Source organism: Sphingomicrobium aquimarinum, assembly GCF_039655735.1.
GTDB classification, from domain to species: Bacteria; Pseudomonadota; Alphaproteobacteria; order Sphingomonadales; family Sphingomonadaceae; genus Sphingomicrobium; species Sphingomicrobium aquimarinum.
The window spans coordinates 807,142-828,672 of sequence record NZ_JBBYXH010000002.1; the positions used below are offsets into that span (position 1 = coordinate 807,142).

General features: G+C 60.7%; 21 protein-coding genes. 13 read left to right on the forward strand and 8 right to left on the reverse strand.

The genetic code is table 11. The features are described 5' to 3' along the window. Position 1 precedes the first annotated feature (1 nt). The 4 genes from WJS89_RS10130 to WJS89_RS10145 form a co-directional block, all read right to left on the reverse strand. Positions 2-1,300 carry a dihydrolipoamide acetyltransferase family protein gene (locus tag WJS89_RS10130; protein WP_346340814.1) on the reverse strand — a complete coding sequence of 433 codons (1,299 nt, stop codon included), beginning with the start codon at positions 1,298-1,300 and terminating at the stop codon, positions 2-4. Then, positions 1,300-2,304 carry an alpha-ketoacid dehydrogenase subunit beta gene (locus tag WJS89_RS10135; RefSeq protein ID WP_346341206.1) on the reverse strand — a complete coding sequence of 335 codons (1,005 nt, stop codon included), beginning with the start codon at positions 2,302-2,304 and terminating at the stop codon, positions 1,300-1,302. The genes WJS89_RS10130 and WJS89_RS10135 overlap by 1 nt, the downstream gene beginning before the upstream one ends. 10 nt (positions 2,305-2,314) lie before the next feature. Next, a complete protein-coding gene (locus WJS89_RS10140; RefSeq protein WP_346340815.1) occupies positions 2,315-3,571 on the reverse strand; it encodes a 3-methyl-2-oxobutanoate dehydrogenase (2-methylpropanoyl-transferring) subunit alpha in 1,257 nt (418 codons plus the stop codon). Positions 3,572-3,699: 128 nt separating this feature from the next. Further along, complete coding sequence (locus WJS89_RS10145) at positions 3,700-7,035, reverse strand: amidohydrolase family protein (RefSeq protein ID WP_346340816.1); 3,336 nt, start codon at positions 7,033-7,035, stop codon at positions 3,700-3,702. Positions 7,036-7,151: 116 nt separating this feature from the next. On the opposite strand from WJS89_RS10145, the gene WJS89_RS10150 reads away from it, so the two are divergent. After that, the gene (locus WJS89_RS10150) at positions 7,152-7,430 is read left to right on the forward strand and encodes a DUF3297 family protein (protein ID WP_346340817.1); all 279 of its coding nucleotides are present in this window, start codon (positions 7,152-7,154) and stop codon (positions 7,428-7,430) included. A 40-nt stretch (positions 7,431-7,470) separates the two neighbouring features. Here the strand turns inward: WJS89_RS10150 and WJS89_RS10155 are convergent, their stop codons facing one another. Next, positions 7,471-7,734 (reverse strand): hypothetical protein, encoded by a 264-nt coding sequence (locus WJS89_RS10155; RefSeq protein ID WP_346340818.1) that lies wholly within the window; start codon positions 7,732-7,734, stop codon positions 7,471-7,473. Positions 7,735-7,992: 258 nt separating this feature from the next. On the opposite strand from WJS89_RS10155, the gene WJS89_RS10160 reads away from it, so the two are divergent. From WJS89_RS10160 to WJS89_RS10180, 5 genes are all read left to right on the forward strand, one after another. Next, positions 7,993-8,130 carry a hypothetical protein gene (locus WJS89_RS10160; protein ID WP_346340819.1) on the forward strand — a complete coding sequence of 46 codons (138 nt, stop codon included), beginning with the start codon at positions 7,993-7,995 and terminating at the stop codon, positions 8,128-8,130. Further along, positions 8,123-8,926 carry a PspA/IM30 family protein gene (locus WJS89_RS10165; protein WP_346340820.1) on the forward strand — a complete coding sequence of 268 codons (804 nt, stop codon included), beginning with the start codon at positions 8,123-8,125 and terminating at the stop codon, positions 8,924-8,926. The genes WJS89_RS10160 and WJS89_RS10165 overlap by 8 nt, the downstream gene beginning before the upstream one ends. Continuing rightward, positions 8,923-9,387, forward strand: a complete 465-nt coding sequence (locus tag WJS89_RS10170; protein WP_346340821.1) for a hypothetical protein — start codon at positions 8,923-8,925, stop codon at positions 9,385-9,387. Before WJS89_RS10165 ends, WJS89_RS10170 begins: the two co-directional genes overlap by 4 nt. Further along, on the forward strand, positions 9,384-9,614 hold the full coding sequence (locus tag WJS89_RS10175) for a hypothetical protein (protein WP_346340822.1): 231 nt from the start codon (positions 9,384-9,386) through the stop codon (positions 9,612-9,614). The genes WJS89_RS10170 and WJS89_RS10175 overlap by 4 nt, the downstream gene beginning before the upstream one ends. Before the next feature lie 131 nt (positions 9,615-9,745). After that, positions 9,746-11,893, forward strand: coding sequence for a TonB-dependent receptor (locus tag WJS89_RS10180; protein ID WP_346340823.1), 2,148 nt, complete (start codon positions 9,746-9,748; stop codon positions 11,891-11,893). A 761-nt stretch (positions 11,894-12,654) separates the two neighbouring features. Here the strand turns inward: WJS89_RS10180 and WJS89_RS10185 are convergent. After that, positions 12,655-13,149 (reverse strand): MgtC/SapB family protein, encoded by a 495-nt coding sequence (locus WJS89_RS10185; protein WP_346340824.1) that lies wholly within the window; start codon positions 13,147-13,149, stop codon positions 12,655-12,657. A 215-nt stretch (positions 13,150-13,364) separates the two neighbouring features. Continuing rightward, positions 13,365-13,940: a uracil-DNA glycosylase family protein gene (locus tag WJS89_RS10190; protein ID WP_346340825.1), complete on the reverse strand. Its 576-nt coding sequence runs from the start codon at positions 13,938-13,940 to the stop codon at positions 13,365-13,367. 249 nt (positions 13,941-14,189) lie between these two features. Here WJS89_RS10190 and WJS89_RS10195 point away from each other — a divergent pair, with 249 nt between their 5' ends. Together WJS89_RS10195 and WJS89_RS10200 are read left to right on the forward strand one after the other, a co-directional pair. Continuing rightward, positions 14,190-14,402 carry a hypervirulence associated TUDOR domain-containing protein gene (locus WJS89_RS10195; RefSeq protein ID WP_346340826.1) on the forward strand — a complete coding sequence of 71 codons (213 nt, stop codon included), beginning with the start codon at positions 14,190-14,192 and terminating at the stop codon, positions 14,400-14,402. Then, positions 14,402-14,833, forward strand: a complete 432-nt coding sequence (locus WJS89_RS10200; RefSeq protein ID WP_346340827.1) for a DUF488 domain-containing protein — start codon at positions 14,402-14,404, stop codon at positions 14,831-14,833. The genes WJS89_RS10195 and WJS89_RS10200 overlap by 1 nt, the downstream gene beginning before the upstream one ends. A gap of 367 nt (positions 14,834-15,200) precedes the next feature. On the opposite strand, the gene WJS89_RS10205 is transcribed toward WJS89_RS10200, so the two are convergent. Beyond that, the gene (locus tag WJS89_RS10205) at positions 15,201-16,148 is read right to left on the reverse strand and encodes a ComEC/Rec2 family competence protein (protein WP_346340828.1); all 948 of its coding nucleotides are present in this window, start codon (positions 16,146-16,148) and stop codon (positions 15,201-15,203) included. Between the two features lie 408 nt (positions 16,149-16,556). Here WJS89_RS10205 and WJS89_RS10210 point away from each other — a divergent pair, with 408 nt between their 5' ends. From WJS89_RS10210 to ccoN, 5 genes are all read left to right on the forward strand, one after another. Beyond that, a complete protein-coding gene (locus WJS89_RS10210; protein WP_346340829.1) occupies positions 16,557-17,732 on the forward strand; it encodes an NnrS family protein in 1,176 nt (391 codons plus the stop codon). Beyond that, entirely contained in the window at positions 17,729-18,181 is a 453-nt protein-coding gene (locus WJS89_RS10215; protein WP_346340830.1) for a hypothetical protein, read from the forward strand. Before WJS89_RS10210 ends, WJS89_RS10215 begins: the two co-directional genes overlap by 4 nt. Positions 18,182-18,204: 23 nt before the next feature. Further along, positions 18,205-18,930 carry a Crp/Fnr family transcriptional regulator gene (locus WJS89_RS10220; protein WP_346340831.1) on the forward strand — a complete coding sequence of 242 codons (726 nt, stop codon included), beginning with the start codon at positions 18,205-18,207 and terminating at the stop codon, positions 18,928-18,930. Between the two features lie 134 nt (positions 18,931-19,064). After that, complete coding sequence (locus tag WJS89_RS10225; protein ID WP_346340832.1) at positions 19,065-19,766, forward strand: Crp/Fnr family transcriptional regulator; 702 nt, start codon at positions 19,065-19,067, stop codon at positions 19,764-19,766. Between the two features lie 81 nt (positions 19,767-19,847). Continuing rightward, positions 19,848-21,524, forward strand: a complete 1,677-nt coding sequence (ccoN, locus tag WJS89_RS10230; RefSeq protein WP_346340833.1) for a cytochrome-c oxidase, cbb3-type subunit I — start codon at positions 19,848-19,850, stop codon at positions 21,522-21,524. Positions 21,525-21,531: the final 7 nt, after the last annotated feature.

A 21,531-nucleotide genomic window follows, 5' to 3' on the forward strand; every position in this document is an offset into this window, starting at 1 on the left:
ATCAGGCGCTTAGCAGCCGGATCGGATTCTCGATAAAGCCGCGCAGATGCTGGAGGAAGCTTGCCGCATCCCAGCCGTCGACGACGCGATGGTCGCACGACAGCGAAAGGTTCATCTTCTTCTTCGCGACCAGTTCACCGTCTTCGATGACGGGCAGTTCCTGCATCTTGTTGACCGCGATGATCGCGACCTGCGGGGGCGTGATGACCGGGGTCGAGGTGATGCCGCCCATCGGCCCCAGGCTCGACAGCGAGATCGTCGCGCCCTGAAGGTCGTCGCGGGCGATCTTGCCGGAACGGGCCTCGTCGGCGAGGCGGTTGATGTCGCTGGCGAGTTGCCAGACCGATTTGCCGTGCGCGTCCTTGATGACAGGGACCATCAGCCCCGCGTCGGTCTGCGCGGCCATGCCAAGGTGCATCTTGCCGTGGCGCGTAACGACATTGGCCTCGTCGTCATAGGTGGCATTGAGCATCGGAAAGTCCGGCAGCGCCTTGGCCATCGCGACGATGAGGAAGGGCAGGACCGTGAGCTTAGGCTTGTCGCCGCGATCGTCGTTCATCATCGCGCGCATTTCCTCGAGCGCGGTGACGTCGAACTCGTCCACCAAGGTGAAGTGCGGAATGCGGCGCTTGGCGGCCTGCATGTTCTCCGCGATCTTGCGACGCATGCCGACGACTTTGATCTGCTCGTCCGCGCGGGGCGCGGTGGCTCCGTGCGAGACGCTGCCGCCGTTGTAGAGCAGGTAGGCGTCGAGATCGCCGTGGCGAATGCGGTCGGAGGTCGTTTTGACCTTCCCAAGATCGATGCCAAGATCGGCGGCGCGCTTGCGCACCGTGGGAGAGGCGAGAACCTTCTCCTGCGGTTCGCCCTGCGGCTCGGAGCGGGGTTGCGGGACCGGCGGCTCGGCATCCTCGTCGGTGTCGAGACCGGGAAGGGCTTCTTCCTGCTCCTCGTTGAGCGGCTCGGCGCCGTCGGCGATGGGTTCCTCGTCAGCAGCTTCCTCGACGTCGGGAGAAGCTTCGGCAGCGGCAGCGACATCCTCCTGCTCGGGCGCATCGCCCTCGACCTCGATTTCGACCAGCACCGAGCCGATCGCGATCTGGTCGCCGACCTCGCCCGCAAGCTTCACGACCTTACCCGCGACAGGGCTTTCCATCTCCACGGTGGCCTTGTCGGTCATCATGTCGGCGAGGTGGGCATCTTCCTGGATCATGTCGCCGACCCTGACGTGCCATTCGACGATCTCGGCCTCGGCGATGCCTTCACCAATATCGGGGAGCTTGAAATTGAAGATAGCCATCAGTCTGCCAGTACCTTGTCTAGCGCGGCCTTGATGCGCGCGGGTCCGGGGAAATAGGTCCATTCGTAGCTGTGCGGGTAAGGCGTGTCCCATCCCGTCACGCGCTCGACCGGGGCCTCGAGGTGGTAGAAGCAACGCTCGGTCACGAGCGCGGACAGTTCAGCGCCGAAGCCCGAGGTGCGCGGTGCCTCGTGGACGATAAGGCAGCGGCCGGTCTTCTTCACGCTCGCCTCGATCGTCTCGATGTCCAAGGGGACGAGCGTGCGCAAATCGATGATCTCGGCATCCACATCGGCCTCTTCCATGGCGGCGAGTGCGACATGGACCATCGTGCCATAGGCAAGGACAGTCAAAGCGGCGCCCTCGCGCGCGATGCGGGCCTTGCCGATTTCGACGGTATAATGACCCTCTGGCACCTCGGCGTGCGGGTGCTTGCTCCAGGGCGCGACCGGCTGGTCGTGGTGGCCGGAGAAGGGTCCGTTGTAGATGCGCTTCGGCTCGAAGAAGAGCACGGGGTCGGGATCCGCGATCGCCGCAAGCAGCAGGCCCTTGGCGTCATAGGGATCGGACGGGATGACCGTCTTGATTCCCGCAATGTGGGTGAAAAGGCTCTCTGGCGACTGCGAGTGCGTCTGGCCGCCGTAGATGCCGCCGCCGTAGGGCGAGCGGATGACCATCGGCATCGTCCATTCGCCCGCGGTGCGATAGCGCATCTTGGCGACTTCGCTGACGATCTGGTCGTAGCCGGGGTAGATATAGTCGGCGAACTGGATCTCGATGCAGGGCTTCAATCCATAGGCCGCCATGCCGACGGCGGTCGCGACGATGCCATTCTCGCTGATCGGCGCGTCGAAGGCGCGGGTCTTGCCGAACTCTTCCTGCAGGCCCGCGGTGACGCGGAAGACGCCGCCGAAATAGCCGGCATCCTCGCCGAAGACGACGACGTCCTCGTCATCGCGCATCGCGACCTTGTGAGCGTCGTTCAAGGCCTGGATCATGTTCATGATCGCCATGTCAGTTGCCCTCCTTCAACGCGGCGTCGCGCTGTTCGGCGATGTGCCAGGGCATTTCGGCGTAGACGTCCTCGAACATGGTCTCGCGGCCCTCGTCGCCCTGGTCGGAGAGGACCCCGAGCTTCTCGGCTTCCTTCTGCGCGGCGCGGACGGTGGCGGAGAGTTCCTCTTCTAGTCCGGCGTGGCGGTCCTCGTCCCATTCGCCGATGGCGAGAAGGTGCGACTTCAGTCGCTCGATGGGGTCGCCCAGCGGCCAGTTCTCGCTCTCTTCCTTCGGGCGATAACCCGTCGGATCGTCGGACGTGGAATGCCCCTCGGCGCGATAGGTGAAGAATTCGATGAAGGTCGGGCCGTTGTTGGCACGGGCGCGCTCCGAGGCCCAGCGGGTCGCGGCATAAACGGCGAGCGCGTCGTTGCCGTCGACGCGCAGCGACGCGATGCCGTAGCCGACCGCGCGGCTGGCGAAGGTCGCCTGCTCGGCGCCTGCAATGCCGGAGAAGCTCGAGATCGCCCACTGGTTGTTGACGCAGGCGAGGATGACGGGCGCCTGGTACACGCTCGCGAAGGTCATGGCGGCGTGGAAGTCGCCTTCCGCCGTGGCGCCGTCGCCGATCCAGCCCATCGCGATGCGGCTGTCGCCCTTGATTGCGGACGCCATCGCCCAGCCGACCGCCTGCGGGAATTGCGTCGCAAGGTTGCCCGAGATGGAGAAGAACCCCTTCTCCTTGTCCGAATACATGATCGGCAGCTGGCGGCCCTTCATATGGTCGCCTGCGTTCGAATAGATCTGGCACATCATCTTCTCGAGCGGGTAGCCGCGGCTGACGAGCAGGCCCTGCTGACGATAGGTGGGGAAGTGGATGTCCTCGGCGTCCATCGCAGCGGCCACGCTGGTCGCGATCGCCTCTTCGCCGGTGCACTTCATGTAGAAGCTGGTCTTCCCCTGCCGCTGGGCGCGATACATGCGATCGTCGAAGATGCGCACGGTGACCATGTCGCGGAGGATCTTGCGCAGGACCTCGGGGTCGAGCTTCGGGTCCCACGGACCGACCGCGCGGTGGTCTTCGTCCAGCACGCGCACGAGATGCGTGGCGAGCGGGATCGTCTCCTTGTCGTCGCACGCGCTGTCGGGGCGCGGCGCCTCGCCCGCGGCGGGTACGACGAGGTGGGAATAATCGGGCGTTTCGCCGGGCCGGTAGGACGGCTCGGGAACGTGCAGTTTCAGCGCCGGGCGGTTGGCGCGCTCATCTCTTGCCATGTCTCAACCTCTCCTGTCGCCGAACGAACCAAGGTCCGGCGACGATCCTTGGAGGCTCCCCTAAACGCCAAATGCCCCCGCCTCAAGGGAGGCGGGGGCAGGCTATTCGTATTGGCCGCCTTCCGGGACTAATGTTCCCCATGCGTATGGGTGTCGGTGGCCGCCGTGGCGGTGTAGGCCGCCCCCGCGTCGCTTTGGAACCAGAAGGGCTCGACCCCGCCGCTGCCGCCGGCGATCACCTGAAGGTCCGCATCGTAGAGTTTGCCGTTCTGCATCACCATCGCGACGCTTGCGGTGTTGCGGATATTCTCGAGCGGGTTGGCATCGAGAATGACCATGTCGGCGAGTTTTCCCGCTTCGATCGAGCCGAGGTCGCGCGCGAGACCGAGCGTGACTGCCGGGTTCATCGTCGCGGTGCGGATCGCCTCCAATTCACTCATCCCGCCCAGCGCGTAGGACCAGATTTCCCAGTGCGCGCCGAGCCCTTCGCGCTGGCCATGGGCACCGATGTTGGTGAGGATACCCCGATCGCTGAGCTTCTTCGCCTGCTCGGCGACCTGCTCGAGGTTGTTCTCTTCCTCGGGGAAGAAGGTCCCCCGACGCGCCGCGGCATCGAGGAAGCCGCGTGGCATCCATTTGTTCAGGATCGGATCGGCCCAGACGTTCGTCGTCTGATACCACCACATCTCGCCCCACGGGCCGCCGTAGGCGACGTTCAATGTCGGCGTGTAGGCCGTCGCGGGACGCTCCTTGCCGCCCCACATCTGCAGGACGTCGTCATAAACGATCTGGACGGGCAACGCATGCTCGATGGTGGTGTGTCCGTCGGCAACCATCGTCATGTTATGCATGAACAGGCTGCCCCCCTCGGGCATCACGTCCATTTCCAGATCGCGAGCAGCGGAGATGACCATCTGCCGCTGGTCGCGGCGCGGCTGGTTGTAGCTCTTCACGCTCCACGCGCCGATCGCCTTCAGCCGGCGAAGGTGCGAGGCGGCATCCTCCTTGCTGTCGATCTTTGCGGTGAAAGGCGTCGTTGCCCCATAGAGGATCGTGCCGGTCGAGAAGATGCGCGGCGCCACGATCTTGCCGGCGCGTTGATATTCGCCTGCCGCGAAGACGGTGTAGCTGTTGTTCGACGGGTCCTGCACGGTCGTGACGCCGTGCGCGAGGCTGGCGGCGTGCGCCCAGTTCTGCTGCGGGATGACGAGGCCCGCGCCCATCGGCCCGTGCCAGTGCGCGTCGATGAGGCCGGGGATGATGGTCTTGCCGGACACATCGATGACCCGCATGTCCGAAGGCCAGCTCATCGCCGCCAGCGCGCCGACCGCTGCGATCCGGCCGTCCTCGACCATCACCGCGCCATTCTCGATGACTTCATCGCCGCGCATCGTGACGATCCGCGCTCCGGACAGCACGTAGCGGCCCTGCCCGAGGTCGGTGTCGGCGCCGATTGCGAGGTCCGCGACGCGGGTGCCTTCGATTTCTTCCGTTTCGCCTTCTGGCGCCTCGAGATCGGCGATCGTCGCGATCGAGCGCGAATAGAGCGTCGGCCCTTCGGACCAATAGAGCGTGTCGCCGTCGGGGGACCAGTGCACCCAATCGCCGACGTCCTTCGTCACCTTGACCTGCGGAAGCGCGCTGCCGCCGGGCGACACGTCGAGCGTGCGGCCGGTTTTGGCGAAGGGGATGACATAGGTCTGGAAGCGCTCGGTCCAGGCGACGAAACTGTCGTCGGGCGCAATCCTGTAATCGCCCGCATTTTCGCTCGACAGGTGGTCCTGCCGCTCGCGGCTGTCGAGCAGGATCGATTGCAGCAGGAATTTGTCGTCGCGTCCGGCGAGATAATAGAGCCGGTTGGAGTCGGCACCGAATTGCGGACTGGTGCCACCCTCGCTGATGAGTTGCGGCTCGCCGCCGGACAATGCGATGCGGTAAAGGCCCGGCTCGCGGCTGTAGAGCGGGCTGGTGACATAACCACCGCCGGTCTTGCGATAGACGAGATGACGCCCGTCGGGCGAGAATGTGGGCTCGACGAAATGGCCCTTTCCGGTCGCCAGCGTGCGGGCATTGCTGCCGTCCGCGCGCGCGACGCGAATCCGCGCGAGATCCTCGTCGTCCCATTCGACCCAGGCGAGCTGCCGTCCATCGCGCGAAAAGGTCGGGTAGCTCTGCATGCGACCGTCATCGTCGGTGAGCGGGCGGCTGCGGCCCGAGGCCATATCGCGCAGGTAAAGACGCCCCAGCGCCTCGAAGACGATGCGGTCGCGCGCCGGGCTCATCTGCGTGAAGCGCAGCGCCCTGGTCTGGAAGCTCGGCTGGCCGATCGGATGCTCGAAGCGCACCGCATCCTCTACCCAGCGCTGGCCCGACACGCGGAAGGGAATCTCTCGCACCGCGCCGCTGGCGACATTGACACGGTGGATGCCGCCCTTGGCCCAGAAGACGATGTCCTCGCCGTCGGGCGTCCAGGCGATGTGCGGATAGACGCCGTGCACCGCCCAGGTTTCCTGCATGTCGCGGTCGAGCACGTCGGTGACGGGGACGATGCGCCCGCTGTCCAGATCCATCACCATCAACACCGATTGCGCGCGGACGCGTCGGACGAAGGCGAGGCTTTTGCCATCGGGTGAGGGCGTGGGACGGATGGCGCCACCCGCGCCCGAGACGATCGTCTCGATATCGCCCGTCTCGCGATCGAGCCGCCTGATGACGTAGATCTGCCCGTTGACGTCCTTGGAATATTCGAACGTGTCGCCGGGCGTCGCGTCGTCGGAATAATAGAGGTAACGCCCGTCGGGACTGAAGGCAGGTTCGCCCGTGTCCTTCTGATCGGTGCGGCGCTTGGTCATCTGCACGCCGTCTCCCGTGCCGCTCGCGGCATAGAGCCACATCTCGCCGGCACCAAGGCTTCGCGCAGAGGTGAAGTGCTTGCGACCGACGACATAATCGCCATCCGGCGTCCAGGCGGGCTGGTTCAACAGCCGGAAGCTCTCGTCCGACACCTGCCGCGGCTCGGTGCCGTCGCGGTTCATGACCCAAAGGTTGTCGCCGCCGCCGCGATCCGACGTGAAGGCGATCTCGCTGCCGTCGGGGGAGAAGACCGGCTGCATGTCCCACTGGTGCCCCGTCGCGATCGGCACCGCATCCCCGCCCTCGATGGGAAGGAGATAGAGGTCGCCCAGCAGGTCGAACACGATCTCGCGACCGCTGGGCGAGACGTCGAGGCTCATCCAGGTGCCTTCGGTCACTTCGATGGGCACCATCTCGCCCGGCCCGTGGAGCGTTGCCACGTCCCATTCCTCGTTTTCGGGCGCTTCGGTGGAAGGTTCGCCGGTCTCGCCCTCGTTCATCAGCGGCTCGGCGGGCGGCGGCTGGTTGGGAACGGGCGCGTCCTCGTCCTGCGCGTAGGCGGGCGACGAGACGAAGGCGGCGCCAAGCAACAGCGCAAGACGGATGGACATGACGGTGGGCTCCCCTGTGAAGTCTGTTCGGCGCGTTATGGGCGAGGGGAAGCGCGCTTGGCAATGCGGGCCCGTGGAGATTGACGAGCGCCGATGCCCACGGCAAGGAGCATCTCATGAGCGAGGACAAGAAACCGCAGAAGACCGAGCTGCCCGACCGGCTCTCGATGGATCCCAAAAGCCCTCATTTCGACGGCGACCTGCTGTCGCGCGGGGTCGGGATTAAATTCAACGGTGTCGAGAAGATCGGTGTCGAGGAATATTGTCTGTCCGAAGGCTGGATTCGCATTGCCGCGGGCAAGAGCCGAGACCGGTTCGGTAATCCGATGACCATCAAGCTCAAAGGCAAGGTCGAACCCTACCTCGAGGACGAACAGGAAGGCGACGCGTCCTAGAAGGACACGCCGCCTTTCGAATTCCTACCGTCGGTCCGTTTTAGCTCGGGCTGACGGTCTGCGTGTTGGGCGCTGTGACGGGGGCATCGCCCTGCGGATAGGCTGCGCGGCGCGCCTTCGCCTTGCGGCGCCAGTCGAGCGCCTTGTTGACGGCCCAGCCAGCGGTCAGCGCGGCACCGAGCGGGCCAAGACCGCGCTTTGCGATGAACGGGAGGGCAGCGGCAGCGGCAGCCCCGACAGCCCCTCCGCCAACCTTCTGTGCGACCTTACGTCCCGCGACAGCGGTGATGATGTTCCTGAGCATATTTTTCTCCAATCGAATGTTCCGCGGATCGCGGCTTGTCTGTCTTCATTTCGGTCAACGCACGAAGGCGGGCGTGGCTCCAATGGCCCGCGTACGCCACGGTTGGGGAAAAGCACCACCATCGCGTGGGATTTCACACCTCATTCTGACCTTCTTGCCCATCCCACATTGAAAACGTTGAAGTTTTCCGTTTGGCACGCTGTCTGCATAATGAATGGCAGGCGGGATCAGCCCCGCGAAAAAAGGGAAACAGGATCAATGAACGACACCAGCTTCAAGCGCCGCGCGATCGCCTTCGGGGCCGCGCTGATGATGAGCACCATCGCCGTTAGTGCCGCGACGTCGCCCGCCGACCATCTCGCGCAGCCGGCCGCCGCGAAGGTGATCTATGCCTGATCTCACTCCCATCGAAGCCAAGCCGAAAGAGAGGGTGCGAACCCTCGAGCCGATCGTGAGCGTGCGGGCACCCCGGCGTGAAGGCGAAAGCCGCGTTGCGGTCGGCGCCATTCTCTCCGGTCCCATCTTCAGCCGGGCGCGCGATATCATTGCGGCCAATGTCAACGATCTGCTCGACCGCAGCGAGGACCCGGCCAAGATGATCCGCATGATGATCCTCGAGATGGAGGATGTGCTGAGCGAGACCCGCGCGACCGCGGCCCGCGCCATCGCGGACCTGAAGGAAATGCGCGCCACCCACGACCGTCTCGACGACATGGCGACGAGCTGGGACGGACGCGCCATGCTCGCCCTCGAGAAGGATCGTGAGGACCTCGCGCGGCAGGCACTCATGGAGAAGAGCCGGATCACCGACATGATCGATGGGCTCGCCGCCGAAATGTCCGGCATCGAAGAAGCACTCAAGGGTTACGAGGCCGATATCCAACGGCTGCAGGCCAAATTGTCCGAAGCCCGGGCACGCCAGGTCTCGATCGCCACCCGCATCGAGCGCGCCATGAGCCGCACGCGCACCAGCGAGATGCTTTACGGTCATCGCACCGAAGATGCCTTCTCGCGTTTCGAAGAAATGGAGCGGCAGGCCGATCTTGCCGAAGGCGCGGCCGACGCGGCAGCGCTTGGTGGCAAGTCGCTGGAAGAAGAAATCGCCGAGCTCAAGGCCGCCGAAAAGGTCGACTCCGAGCTGGCGAAACTGAAGGACGAGCGCGCCAAGCGCCAACAAGGGGACAATCAATGAGCGACATCAAGAATCTCTTCAACGCCAACAAGCGGATGCTGCTCGGCGGTGCCAGCGAGAGCGCACGGGTCATCGGCGTGGACGTCGTCTTCATCCGTCTCGCCTTCGCCTTCGCCTTCCTGGTGGTGGAATGGGAGCCGACCCTCATCGCCTATGCGCTCGTTTCGGCGGCCTTCTATTTCGCCAATCGGAAGGAAATTCCCGACGCGGGGCGCGTGCGGTCGCGCAAGCGCCGCAATCCGCTGGGCCGCGCCGAGCATGGATCGGTCCATGATGCCCGCACCAAGCTCGACAGCCGAGACCGGCGCATGATGGCGATCGACCATCATCTCGCCAGCGAGAACAGCGACCAACTCGCGCGCGAGATCGAGGCGCTGCGAGCCAAGGTCGACGCCAAGAAGGCAGATGAAGCCAAGGCGGCCAGTGGCGCCAAGATCAAGAGCGAAGGAGATGAGCAATGACCGACCCTGTCAGCATTGCGGCGATCGGCACCTCGGTTCTCGCCGTCACCGGACTCCTCTCGGTCGCCGGCCTCAAGGCCTTCACCGGGTGGATGGACTACAAGCAGCGCGAACTCGACTGCCAGTTCGAAGGCGACCTCGCTCCGGCGGGGGGCATGATCGAGATTGCCGACCTTCGCGAGCGGGTCCGCAAGCTGGAAGCCATCGCCGCCGGCATCGATCCTTGAGCGCCGCGGCCCTTAGCCGAGCCCAATGAAGGCCCCGCCATCGCTGGTCGGGGCCTTTTTATCGACCAACGGCGGAGAAAGGGACTTCGAGTGCATTGAAATGATACAACGTTACCTATAAATGGCCGTCCATGCTTACCCAACTTCTGGCTTCGACCGTGCTGGCCACCGTCACCACGCAGCCCGCTCCGCAGCAGGTCCAACCCCAACCCGAGGTCTCCGCCGAAACGCGGCAGGAGGCCGAGCGGCGCAACGATCCCATCGTCATCACCGGCCATGTCATCGAAGGGCTCGACCTTCTGGCCGGTGCCAGCGTCGTGGAAGGCGAGGAACTGGTTCGCAATGTGGAGACGCAGATCGGCGATACGTTGGTGCGTCAACCGGGCGTGTCCGCCACCAGCTTCGCGCCGGGCTCCTCGCGGCCCGTCCTGCGCGGCTTCCAGGGCGAACGCGTCCGCGTCCTCAACGACGGGATCGGCTCGATCGACGTTTCCAACACCTCGGTCGATCATGCGGTGACGATCGACCCGCTCACGACCGAGCGCATCGAAGTGCTTCGCGGTCCTGCCGTGCTGATCTTCGGCGGGCAGGCGATCGGCGGCGCCGTCAACGTCATCGACCGCCGCATGCCGCGCACGATCGGCGACAACCCGCTTCATGTCGACGCGCTCGGACAGCTTCGCTCCGCCGACGACGGCGTGGCGCTCGGCGGCGCAGTGGACGTCGCGCTTACGGACGAGATCGTCGTTCACGCCGATGCCAACTGGAACAAGGGCGAGAATGTCCGCACCGGGGGATACATCCTTTCCGAAACCCTGCGCGCGGATCTGATCGCCGATGCGGCCGAGGAGCGCGAGGAGGGGCATTTCGAGGAAGCCGAGGAACTGGAGGAGTTTGCGGGCCTGCGCGGGGAACTGCCCAACAGCCAGTCCGAACAATTCTCCGCGGCGCTCGGGGCCGGCTATGTCGGCGACCGGATCGAGTTCGGTGCGTCCTACAGCCTGTTCGACACCAATTACGGCATTCCATCACGCCCCGGTGCCGGTCATCATCACGAGGATGAAGGCGACGACGAGGGCATGGGCATGGAAGACGAGGAGCATGAAGAAGGCGTGCCGGTCACCATCGACCTTCGGCAGCAGCGCTTCGACACGCGCCTCCAGGTCAACCTCGACGGCTTTTTCGGAAGCGTGACGGTGCGCGGCGCCTATGCCGACTATACGCATACCGAGTTCGAGGGCGACGAAGTCGGCACCATCTTCAACTCCGACGGTTTCGAGGGCCGCATCCAGGCCAAGCAGCGCGATCGAAACGGATTCCACGGTGCGTTCGGCGCCCAATATTACACGCGCGATTTCGAAGCGATCGGCCCCGAAGCGTTCCTGCCGCCCAACACCAGCACGTCGATCGGACTGTTCGCGCTGGAAGAATATCAGCCCGACCGTCTCGGTATCGAAGGCGCGCTGCGGGTCGATTTTACCGACCATGAGGCACCGACGCTCGGCCTGAGCCGCGACTTCACGACGTGGAGCGGCGCGCTGGGGGTCAATTACGAACTCGACGGCGGGATCACGGTGGGCGCCAACGCGAGCTACACCGAACGCGCGCCTTCGCCCGAGGAGCTCTTCTCGGACGGTCCGCATATCGCGACGCAAGCCTACGAACTCGGCGATCCCGACCTCGAGGTCGAAAGCAGCATCGGCGGCGAAATCTTTGCGCGCTACGAGGGCGACGACATCGCCTTTGCGGTAACCGCGTTCGTCAACGATTTCGACAATTTCATCTACGAGGCCGATACGGGGCTGGAGGAAGACGAGCTTCCCCTCTTCGCATACCGCCAGCAGGACGCGCGCTACACGGGCATCGAACTTGAAGCGTCCGCATTCGTCTATCGCGGGCGCGACCTCGATCTCAGCGTGGATGTCGTCGCCGACGCGATCCGCGCCGAGCTCGCCGACGGCTCGCCCGTTCCGCGTATCCCGCCGTATCGCTTGCTCGGTGGCGTGGAAGCGGATTGGGGTGCGTTGACGGCACGGGGCGAAGTCGAATTCGTCGCCGAGCAGGACCGGGTGGCGACCTTCGAGACACCGACCGACGGGTTCACGATGGTGAACGCCTCGCTGACATGGAAGCCGCTCGGAGAGGACAGCGAGATGCTGCTCATCCTTCAGGGCAACAATCTGTTCGACGTCGAAGCGCGGCGCCACGCCAGCTTCACCAAGGATTTCGCGCCGCTCGCGGGCCGCGATATCCGGGCGACGGCGCGGCTCAGTTTCTGAGTTTGCGATGATCGAGGGTCGCGGTGCCGGCTGCAGGCATTGGAGAGGGGCTTACCGTTGGCGGAATAGAGGGACAGTCGCATTATGCGGCTTCGCTCATGCCCCCATCGGTGCCCCCATTTCTCGAATCGTCGCGATAGGTCGCTACGACGTTGGGGGCGATGCTGGCCTTCAGCCATTCATTCCGTATCTTCATAGGCCGTGATGGCAGCCGTCGCCGTGATGCGGCCGTCTACGTCTTTAATTGGGCCGAAGGCGGACTGTCCGCTTTTGGCTTCAAGGACGCGAGAAGCAGACGTTCGGCTAACGACCCCACAATCAGACACACGGCCGGTGTTCCCGCGCACGTAGCAAGCGAATAACGAAACAGCCTGCGGGAGTCGGCGCCCAACCCCGAAAGTTCCCATTTTCCTATTGGGACCGCGTGGGAGGAAGGTCGGTCTCTGCCAACGTTGCGATCCGAAACATGGCGACGAACCCTTCAGTGCAGCAACACAACTAAAATCGCATTGCTCGTGCGCGCACTTTTGCGGATGCGGTTCAGAAACCCAAATCCTCCTTAAATCACAACCTCAAATCTGTGCCATAGGCCCTGACGGGGGACAATTGCTACCATTCAGCAGGAGATCCCAATTGCGGGCGTTTGGGCAATCTTCGGCGCCTCCTGACACCGACCGTGTATCAGCGTTCGCCTTGGATAGCCTGAGCGATAACCATCACGGAGACCATGTCCATCTCGGATGGGTGGCAGTCAAACATGCTCATTTCGGTCGCTGTTCGACGTGGTCGTCCGATCCGGTTATGTCGTCATCCTCGAAATGCCCAAAATGCTTCAACGGCGCCATGATCCACAAGGTGGCGACGGTTATGATCGAAAGCATGATCGCCACATCGAGACTACCGAGGGCGACAGAAGTTCCGATGGCGCCGGTTATCCATAAACTGGCAGCGGTGGCTGTTCCTTTAACCGAATCTTTCAGGCGCAGGATCGCACCGCCACCGATAAAGCCCATTCCAGTAATGAGGCCCTCGACGATACGTGCCATGGCTTCAGGTGTATCTGCCGTGATAGATTCTGCAGCCTGAATGAAGCCACAGCTCGCTACCGCGACAAGCGGGAAGGTTCGAAGACCCGCACTTCTCTCCGACTTTTCTCGATTCCATCCAATTGGAAACGCGAGGATGTAAGCGAGAACAATCGCCACCAGATGGGGCATGATATCGAAATGGTCTGGTCCCAAAAACTGCTCGAACATTAGGATTTCCGCCTTTCATGTTTCTAGCCAAAATTCTGACGTGCATTCCAACAAATAAGCAACGCTTTCTGCGACGTTGAACATTAATTGATGGTCGGCAATTGTTGCTTGTGACCCTCGACAACCGAAGCGTCCGCACCTCCGTTTCGGCTGTCGATATGGTTATCGCCGCCGCGGTTTTATCTGGCTCGATCGTTGAGTTCTGATTCTAAGCTCTATTCCGCCAAAACTGCGACCCTCGTCTGCAATTCAGGCAACACTTCCCGTTCAAACCAAGGATTGTTGTTCATCCAGATTTGAGAGCGCCAAGACGGATGCGGCAGAGGAAAATAGTGAGGGAGATAGTTGCGATAGCCTCTTACTCTGTCGTGCACTTTTCCAGACCCCAATTCCGCTTGATGCGCGTAGCCTCCCACAAGAAGGGTCAGTTGGATCGACGGCATGAGGGCGAGCAATCTTTTTCGCCAAAGTGGAGCACATTCGGTTCGCGGCGGAGCGTCGCCCCCAGCCGCTCGGCCCGGATAACAGAATGCCATCGGCAGGATTGCTACTCGATCCATGTCGTAGAATTGGTCTTTCGACAAACCGGTCCAATCCCGCAAACGATCACCAGATGCATCGTTGAACGGAATGCCCGAAGCATGAACTTTAGAACCGGGCGCCTGACTGGCGATTAGCAGTTTCGCTGTCGATGAAACCTGAACGACTGGTCTCGACCCGAATGGGAGGGATGCTGCGCAGTGGTTACACCCACGGACCTGTTCAACCAATTGAGAAAGCTGGATATTCATGCAGTACGAGATGGCGGATCAAGCCTCGAAGAGCAAGCCGCGCTCACGCTGTTCCCTTTAGAGTTATGCTCTCTCAGACAGCTAGATTCTGGAACTGCTATGGATCGAACCATCGAAACGGTAATGATGTCGAGGCGTATGGTATTCATGCGGGAAGGCGTCTGTCTGGACCAATTCGCAACCGGAAACATTCGTATGCTGGCTAGCGATGCAAAGCGCGAGCTTCGAAACCAGAAAGGAGACAATGTCATGGCCAAATATTCGGTCGGAGACCACGTTCACTGGAATTCCGAAGCGAGCAGGGTCAGCGGACACATCTCGAAAGTCCACGAAAAGGAATTCGAGTTCAAAGGCCGGACGCACCATGCGACTGAGGACGAACCTCAGTATGAAATCGAAAGCGACAAGACCGACCATGTCGCGGCCCATAAAGAAAGCGCGCTGAAAAAACTCGAAGACTGATGGCGACCTTTTACACCATCGGACATTCGAACCGTGACCCACAGGTGGTCGTCACGATGCTCAAGGATGCAGGGGTCACGATGCTCGCGGATGTGCGGGCCTTTCCTCGCTCGCGATCCAATCCCGCATTCAATGTCGATAGCTTCCCGACCCTCTTGCAGAAGGAGAAGATCGCGTATCGCCATTTCGATCGTCTTGGGGGACGAAGGAAGAAGCAACCGGACATCGACGATGGATTGAACGCGTTCTGGCGGGTGAGGAGCTTCCACAATTATGCGGATTATGCGCTCGGCGAGGAATTCCAGTCGGCCCTAAATGAATTGGAAGATATTGGAACCGAGCAATCCATAGCACTCATGTGTTCCGAAGCGGTATGGTGGCGCTGTCATCGACGCCTGATCACAGACTATCTCCTGACGCGAAGTCCGTAGTATTTCCGATGATTCCAAGGCTATTCCGACAAATCGCCGAAATTTCTACCGTTCGTTGCCCTTTGGAAAAGGCGACTTGTCGGAACGCGTCAGCCACCTCGTCGGACCGGATTATTTGGGCAATTTGAGATTGGGTCGCTATGACGTCAGAGGATTTCGAAGGTCAGCTGACGGGGGGGTAAAAATGGCGTCGGCTTTGCGCCCCAATAGCGGTCATCCCACCGGATCATCTGAGTGCCCGAAAGCTGTCATGGGCGCACGTTGAGGAAGTCGGCAGCCGTGCACTCAATATCTTTTGCACGGTGGCCCCCGCCCACTTTCCCGAGCCGACTCTCAATGTCCGGTGCGGCCTAAACGGCAGGTATGCTCAAAGAATCGATTTTGTCCCATCGGCCGCTACCAGCCTGCACATCGGCGTTTCTAAAGTCTCATCGACGAACTTCTGGTGCGCCAAATGGAAGGGCTGGGGGCGGCAACCTTCGCCCGAAAGTTCGATTGTCATGGAGCCCGCGCAACTTGCACTCTTTGCTTGTCCCTGGGCACGATGCGGCTCGAGGTGCCCCACTCCCGGGTGAGTCGGTTTGCCGCACGCCTTCGCCAGCTGCGTGCAGGCTATAGCACAGCCCCTCTTGGCCACCGGGTCTACGATCTCGCGACGGGGGTTATCATGCTGACCCCGGCCATTCGAGAAAATGACCATGGATGGCTCCACGGCCTCCATAATCGTGTCGACAAAAGCTTCGGCATCGGAAGAAGCAGGCAGGCCACCATGGTGCGGGAAGACGAGCGTTTGCGCACCCAAGTCACTTCCGTTTGCGAGTGCGTCGTCCAGACCAATCTCATCGATGTCGCCGGCCAGCAGGAGGCCCGAACCTCCGTCGCCAACGCGTATGATCGCAGATATTGAATTGGAGGTTACCTTGCGGCCATGATCGTCGGTAGATCCCGACCCCCCGAGCACGAAAGACGAGGAAGGGGCAAGGACGGTCACGTCGATCTCGCCGATGCGGACCGAGCCGGGCATTACAGTGCTGAGTGTCGTAATGACCTCACAGCTGCCCTGTCGTTTGGCAGCCCGCACAGCTGCGCGAAGGCTTCGCCAAATCTTCGTGTCCTTCTGAGAGTCAGGATTGACGTAAAGTTTTCGCAGTTCGATCGTTTCACTCGACAGAAGCCCGATGATGCCGGCGATATGGTCTTTGTCGGCATGCGAGATGAAGGCCACGTCGACGCAGGTAATCCCCATGTCCTCAAGGGTGTTCAGGAGGAGCGCCTTGCGTGGCGCGATCTGGCATTTACCAGAGGGACCATTCACCTACGGTCACCTACGCCTAACGCACTACGAAGCGCGCTAGCGATAGAAGTCGAGATGCAAGACAAACTGACAATGAGGGTAAATGAGAAATAAGAACGACAATCCTAGCCATTATCACGCTCTTCGTCGTCGTTTCGATCCCAGCAAGGGCTGACGTACTGCTGACCAATGTTACACTTCTGGATGCTGTGGAAGACACAATCAGCGAGGGCCGGTCCGTGTTGATTGAAGGCACGCGCATCTCGGCGGTCGGCTGAGAAATCGTGGTCCGCGAAGAAGTCGAACAGATCGACGCCGAAGGACGTTTCCTGATCCCAGGCCCTAGGTACAGGGGATCGATCAACCCCATCAGAGATCACTCGCGCAATGTCATCGAATACGGAACGCCTTGAACATCGTCGCAAGCGTATGGCGAAAAGCGCCGCCGTCTTACGCGGAGGGTTTCGACCTTTTTTTATAGGTGCTGCTTCCTGGGCTATCATCGCTTTGGCCGTTTGGCTCGCTTCTCTCTTTGGAGTCGTCACGCATACAGCGATCGAAGATCCGCTGGCCTGGCATCGACACGAAATGTTGTTCGGTTTCGTCGGCGCTGCGATTGCAGGTTTTGCGCTTACCGCCGTGCCCAATTGGACCGGTCGGCTCCCCATTGCCGGGAAACCGCTAGCCGCGTTGTTCGGCATCTGGGCAGCTGGAAGAATTTTGCCCATTGTCACAACGGATCAGAGCATTCTCGTGATCGCGCTTGACGGCGGTTTCTATATCCTTCTGGCAAGTTTGCTCGCTCGCGAGATTCTTAAGAGCTCTAGTCGCAACCTGCCTGTTGTTGCGGTGATTGCGTTGTTTGGGTTGGCTGATCTCCTCGATCGCACGGCGATGGCGGGCTACATCGATATTGGCTCGTTCGGATGGCGAAGCGGCATAGCGCTCGTGATTTTTCTAATATCGGTGATCGGGGGGCGTATCATCCCAAGTTTCACGCGAAACTGGCTGGCGGCTCAAGGCACTAGCGAACCATTGCCGACCCAGCCCGGGCTACTGGACAAACTCGTTCTCGGTCTGACTCTTATCGCTTTACTATTGTGGCTGCTCGCGCCTTCAACATGTTTGACCGGTACGGTTCTGTCGTTTGCAGGGTTAGGACATCTTATCCGGCTGTTTAGATGGCAGGGTTGGAGAAGCCGCACCAACGCGCTGCTGATTATCCTTCATGTCGGCTATCTATGGTTGCCTATCGGTATGTTCCTCCTCGGATTTGCCCAATTTGCGTCCGTTCCAGAATCTGCTGCCATTCACGCTTTATCGACCGGTGCAATGGCAACGATGATCCTTGCCGTCATGAGCCGCGCCAGTCTGGGTCATACCGGGCGACCGCTCGCGGCAGGCCGCATCACCTCGGCCTCTTATCTTCTGGTGAGCATCGCAGCGATCGTCCGGGTCGCAGCTGGATTTGCAACCGTAGGACAGCAGACCATGCTTACGATCGCAGGGTTTGCGTGGTTCGGAGCCTTTAGCCTTTTCCTGCTCCGACATATTCCGATCCTCTGTTCTGCGAGATGCGAAGAGGCGCGAAGGGAGATTTCATGACATCGTCTCAACGCAACCTGTGGACTGCGCTACTCGCCGCCTCAGCCTTCGCCACCCTGTTTTCGCTCTCGTTCGTGGCCACTCCCGTGAAATTTATGGCGGAGAATGTGCCGATTGCACATTTGCTCGCGGTAGGGAGAGTTACTTTTTGGGCTTCGCTTGTGATCGAAAGCGCGCTGCTTGCAATTCTCTTTCTGACGGCGTGCGGAAGGACGCGTTGGCGTGTGGCCGGAGCGGGGACAATCCTGTTTGTCCAGTGGGTCCTCATCATGCCGCGACTGGATGAGCGCACGCTGGCCCGGATCGCGGGTTACATTCTGGAACCCTCATCGCTGCATCACTGGTGGATCATTTTAGATATCGCACGGCTTGGCCTCTATGTCCTCGTTCTTCGTCGGGCCTTGCTTTGTCTGCGGTCGAACCAACCGAACGATGCCTTGGAAAGCTGAGGCCCGAAGCCTAGGTATGGCCGATGGAAGCGTCCGCCCCCGAAGACGAGATCAATTTCTGCCAAGCTTGCTCGGTTCGAAATCGGGCGATTTGCGCCGATCTTGATGATGCTGAAATTGCCTCGCTCAACAAAATCGGACGGCGAAGGCATCTGAAGGCAGGTGAGTCTCTACTGTGGGAAGGCGATGAGGCGGTGTTCGTTGCCAATGTGGTATCCGGAGTCCTAAAGCTTTCTACGCAGACGATCGACGGCCGCGAGCAGATTCTCGGCTTGGCCTATCCGTCGGACTTTCTCGGCCGTCCTTTCGGCGACACGACACCCTACAATGCGGAAGCCCTTTCCGACACGGTCGTGTGCGTGTTCCAGCGTTCGGACTTCGAGCGTTTCACGGTTGAGCATTCGAGACTTGAGCACAAGCTGCTTGAGCGTACATTAAGCGAACTCGATCGAACCCGGCGTTGGATACTGCTTCTAGGTCGGTTGAACGCCACCGAGAGACTGGCAACCCTGCTATTGGAAATCGGTGAGCGTTCTGTCGCCGCAACTTGCGACGGTTTTGGCAAGACTAGCCCGAACCAGTTCGAACTTCCGATGTCGCGTCAGCAGATCGCGGATATTCTGGGCCTTACCATCGAGACCGTCAGCCGACAGTTTACCAAAATGCGAGAGGACGGCCTCATCAAGGTGCACGGCCGGAGGCATGTTACAATCTGCAATCGTGACGTGCTGGAAACCCTCGCAGCTTAGTTTTACGTTCGCATTGCTAAGGCTTGATTTGCGAAGAGTTCATCGAACCCGGCCGCGCCCTTTGACTTGAATCAATGAACCGATACCCTCTGCTTGCAATCGGGATCCCGTCAGATGATGTCAGGATCTTTTTCATGTTGCAGAGCGATCCATTCGCGCATTTTGCGAACGAAATCTTACCCACTGATCTCTCGGTATCGTCGCTGACGCGAATGCAGACGTTGGCGCGAATTCACTGCGTGAAGAAAGGCGAATTAGTCGAGTTGAACGGACAGAGCGAAAGATGGGTTGTTTTTCTTTCTTCCGGGGCCGCCAAACTCGTCGCACATGTCGGAACGGACCGCGATCAAATCATCTGTTTCGCCTTCGGCGGAGAGCTCCTCGCCCTATCGGGGTCTTCACAGTCCCAATATTCCCTTCATGCTATGACGGCCTGTCATCTTGTCGCTTTCCCAGCCGACGAACTGACGCAGACAGCGACCGAGAATAGCGATGCGGCAAGGATCATCCTTGAAAGTTCATTCGCGGCGTTGGATCGAGCTCGGGAAAAGTCGGTTCTTTTGGGAAGGAAAACGGCGAGCGAGAGAATGGCCAGCTTCCTTCTGTCGATGGCGGACAGGATCGGCAAGTCTTGCGGCAAGACGATCTCGCTGCACCTTCCCATGACTCGCCGAGAGATCGCCGAGAGTCTGGGGCTTACCATCGAAACGGTCAGTCGGCAGCTCACCGTACTGCGCAGTCACAGTATAATTCGCACCCAAGGAAGGTCGGAGATCTGCATTCTGGATACAGCCCAATTGGGCCAGCGTGCCGCTTTATTGGACTGTCTGGGCTGATTCTTTCGGCCATTTGATCTGCATCAATGCAGATCCGCCAAGGGCTGCATAGAAGCGCAGGAAAGCCATTCGGAGTCTCTGATGCAGGCGGAAGCAGTCTTGGGACGGGCGGGCCTATGGTTCGGCGTCTTTATCATCTCGATCATTTTCGCCGGTACGGCCCGCGACACCGGTTTCGCAGCTCACGCCACGATTATTGCCATCGTTGCCCTCGTTCTCCTGTGGATGTCGGTCACTCGCTTCGATCCGATGGGAAAGGCTCGCGGCTTCTTCCGCATACCTGAAGGCCTGTCCCGATATGACGACGATCCGATCAGATGGGGTGTGCTGGCCACGATGTTCTGGGCTCTCGTCGGACTGCTCGCCGGCGTTTTCATCGCGTCTCAATTGGCTTTCCCCCAGCTCAATTTCGAACCCTATTTTAACTTTGGCCGCGTTCGTCCGCTTCACACCTCGGCGGTGATCTTCGCGTTTGGCGGCAATATCCTGATCGCCAGCAGCTTTTACGTGGTGCAACGCACCTGCCGCGCGAAGCTTGCTTTTCCCTCGTTGGCGCGCTTCGTCTTTTGGGGGTACCAGCTATTTATTGTCCTCGCCGCCTCGGGATACCTGTTCGGTGTCACGCAAAGCCGCGAATATGCAGAGCCAGAATGGTATGTCGACCTGTGGCTGACAATCGTCTGGGTCGCCTATTTGATCGTCTTCGTCGGTACGCTGGCGCGCCGGACCGAGCCACACATCTATGTGGCGAACTGGTTCTACCTATCCTTCATCATCACCATTGCGATGCTTCACATCGTAAACAACCTGGCCGTCCCGGTCGCGTTAAACGGCTCATTGTCTTTCTCGGCATTTGCCGGAGTGCAGGATGCGCTGACGCAATGGTGGTATGGTCATAACGCGGTCGCGTTCTTCCTGACCGTACCTTTCCTTGCGATGATGTACTACTTCGTTCCCAAGCAGGCCGAACGACCAGTCTACAGCTATCGCCTGTCTATCATCCACTTCTGGTCGTTGATCTTCCTCTACATCTGGGCCGGACCGCATCACCTGCATTATACCGCGCTGCCCGACTGGGCCCAGACGCTCGGAATGGTTTTCTCGGTCATTTTATGGATGCCCAGCTGGGGCGGGATGATCAACGGACTGATGACGTTGAACGGAGCATGGGACAAGGTTCGTACCGATCCGATCATCCGCATGATGGTCATGGCTCTCGCCTTCTACGGCATGGCGACGTTCGAAGGGCCAATGCTGAGCATCAAAGCCGTGAACTCGCTTTCTCACTACACTGACTGGACGGTCGGCCACGTCCATTCGGGGGCGCTTGGATGGAACGGACTGATCAGCTTCGCTGCGGTCTATTTCTTGGTCCCCCGGCTGTGGAAGCGCAAGCGGATGTATTCACTTCGTATGATTAACTGGCACTTCTGGCTCGCGACGCTCGGGATCGTCTTTTACGCCGCCAGCATGTGGATAGCCGGTATTACCCAAGGTCTGATGTGGCGTGAATATGGCCCCGACGGCTATCTCGTGAACAGCTTTGCCGAGACGGTGGCTGCGTTGCACGAGCTGTACATCATCCGCGCAGTCGGCGGCATCATGTATCTCAGCGGTGCTATCATCATGGGCTACAATGTCTGGATGACCATCGCGGGCAGGCTTCGCGAGGAAGCTCCGATGGGCGCCATGCCTGCCTACGATCCCGAAACGGATCGCCCGATCGTTCGCACCTCCACCCCCGAACCAGCCGAATAGGATCGCG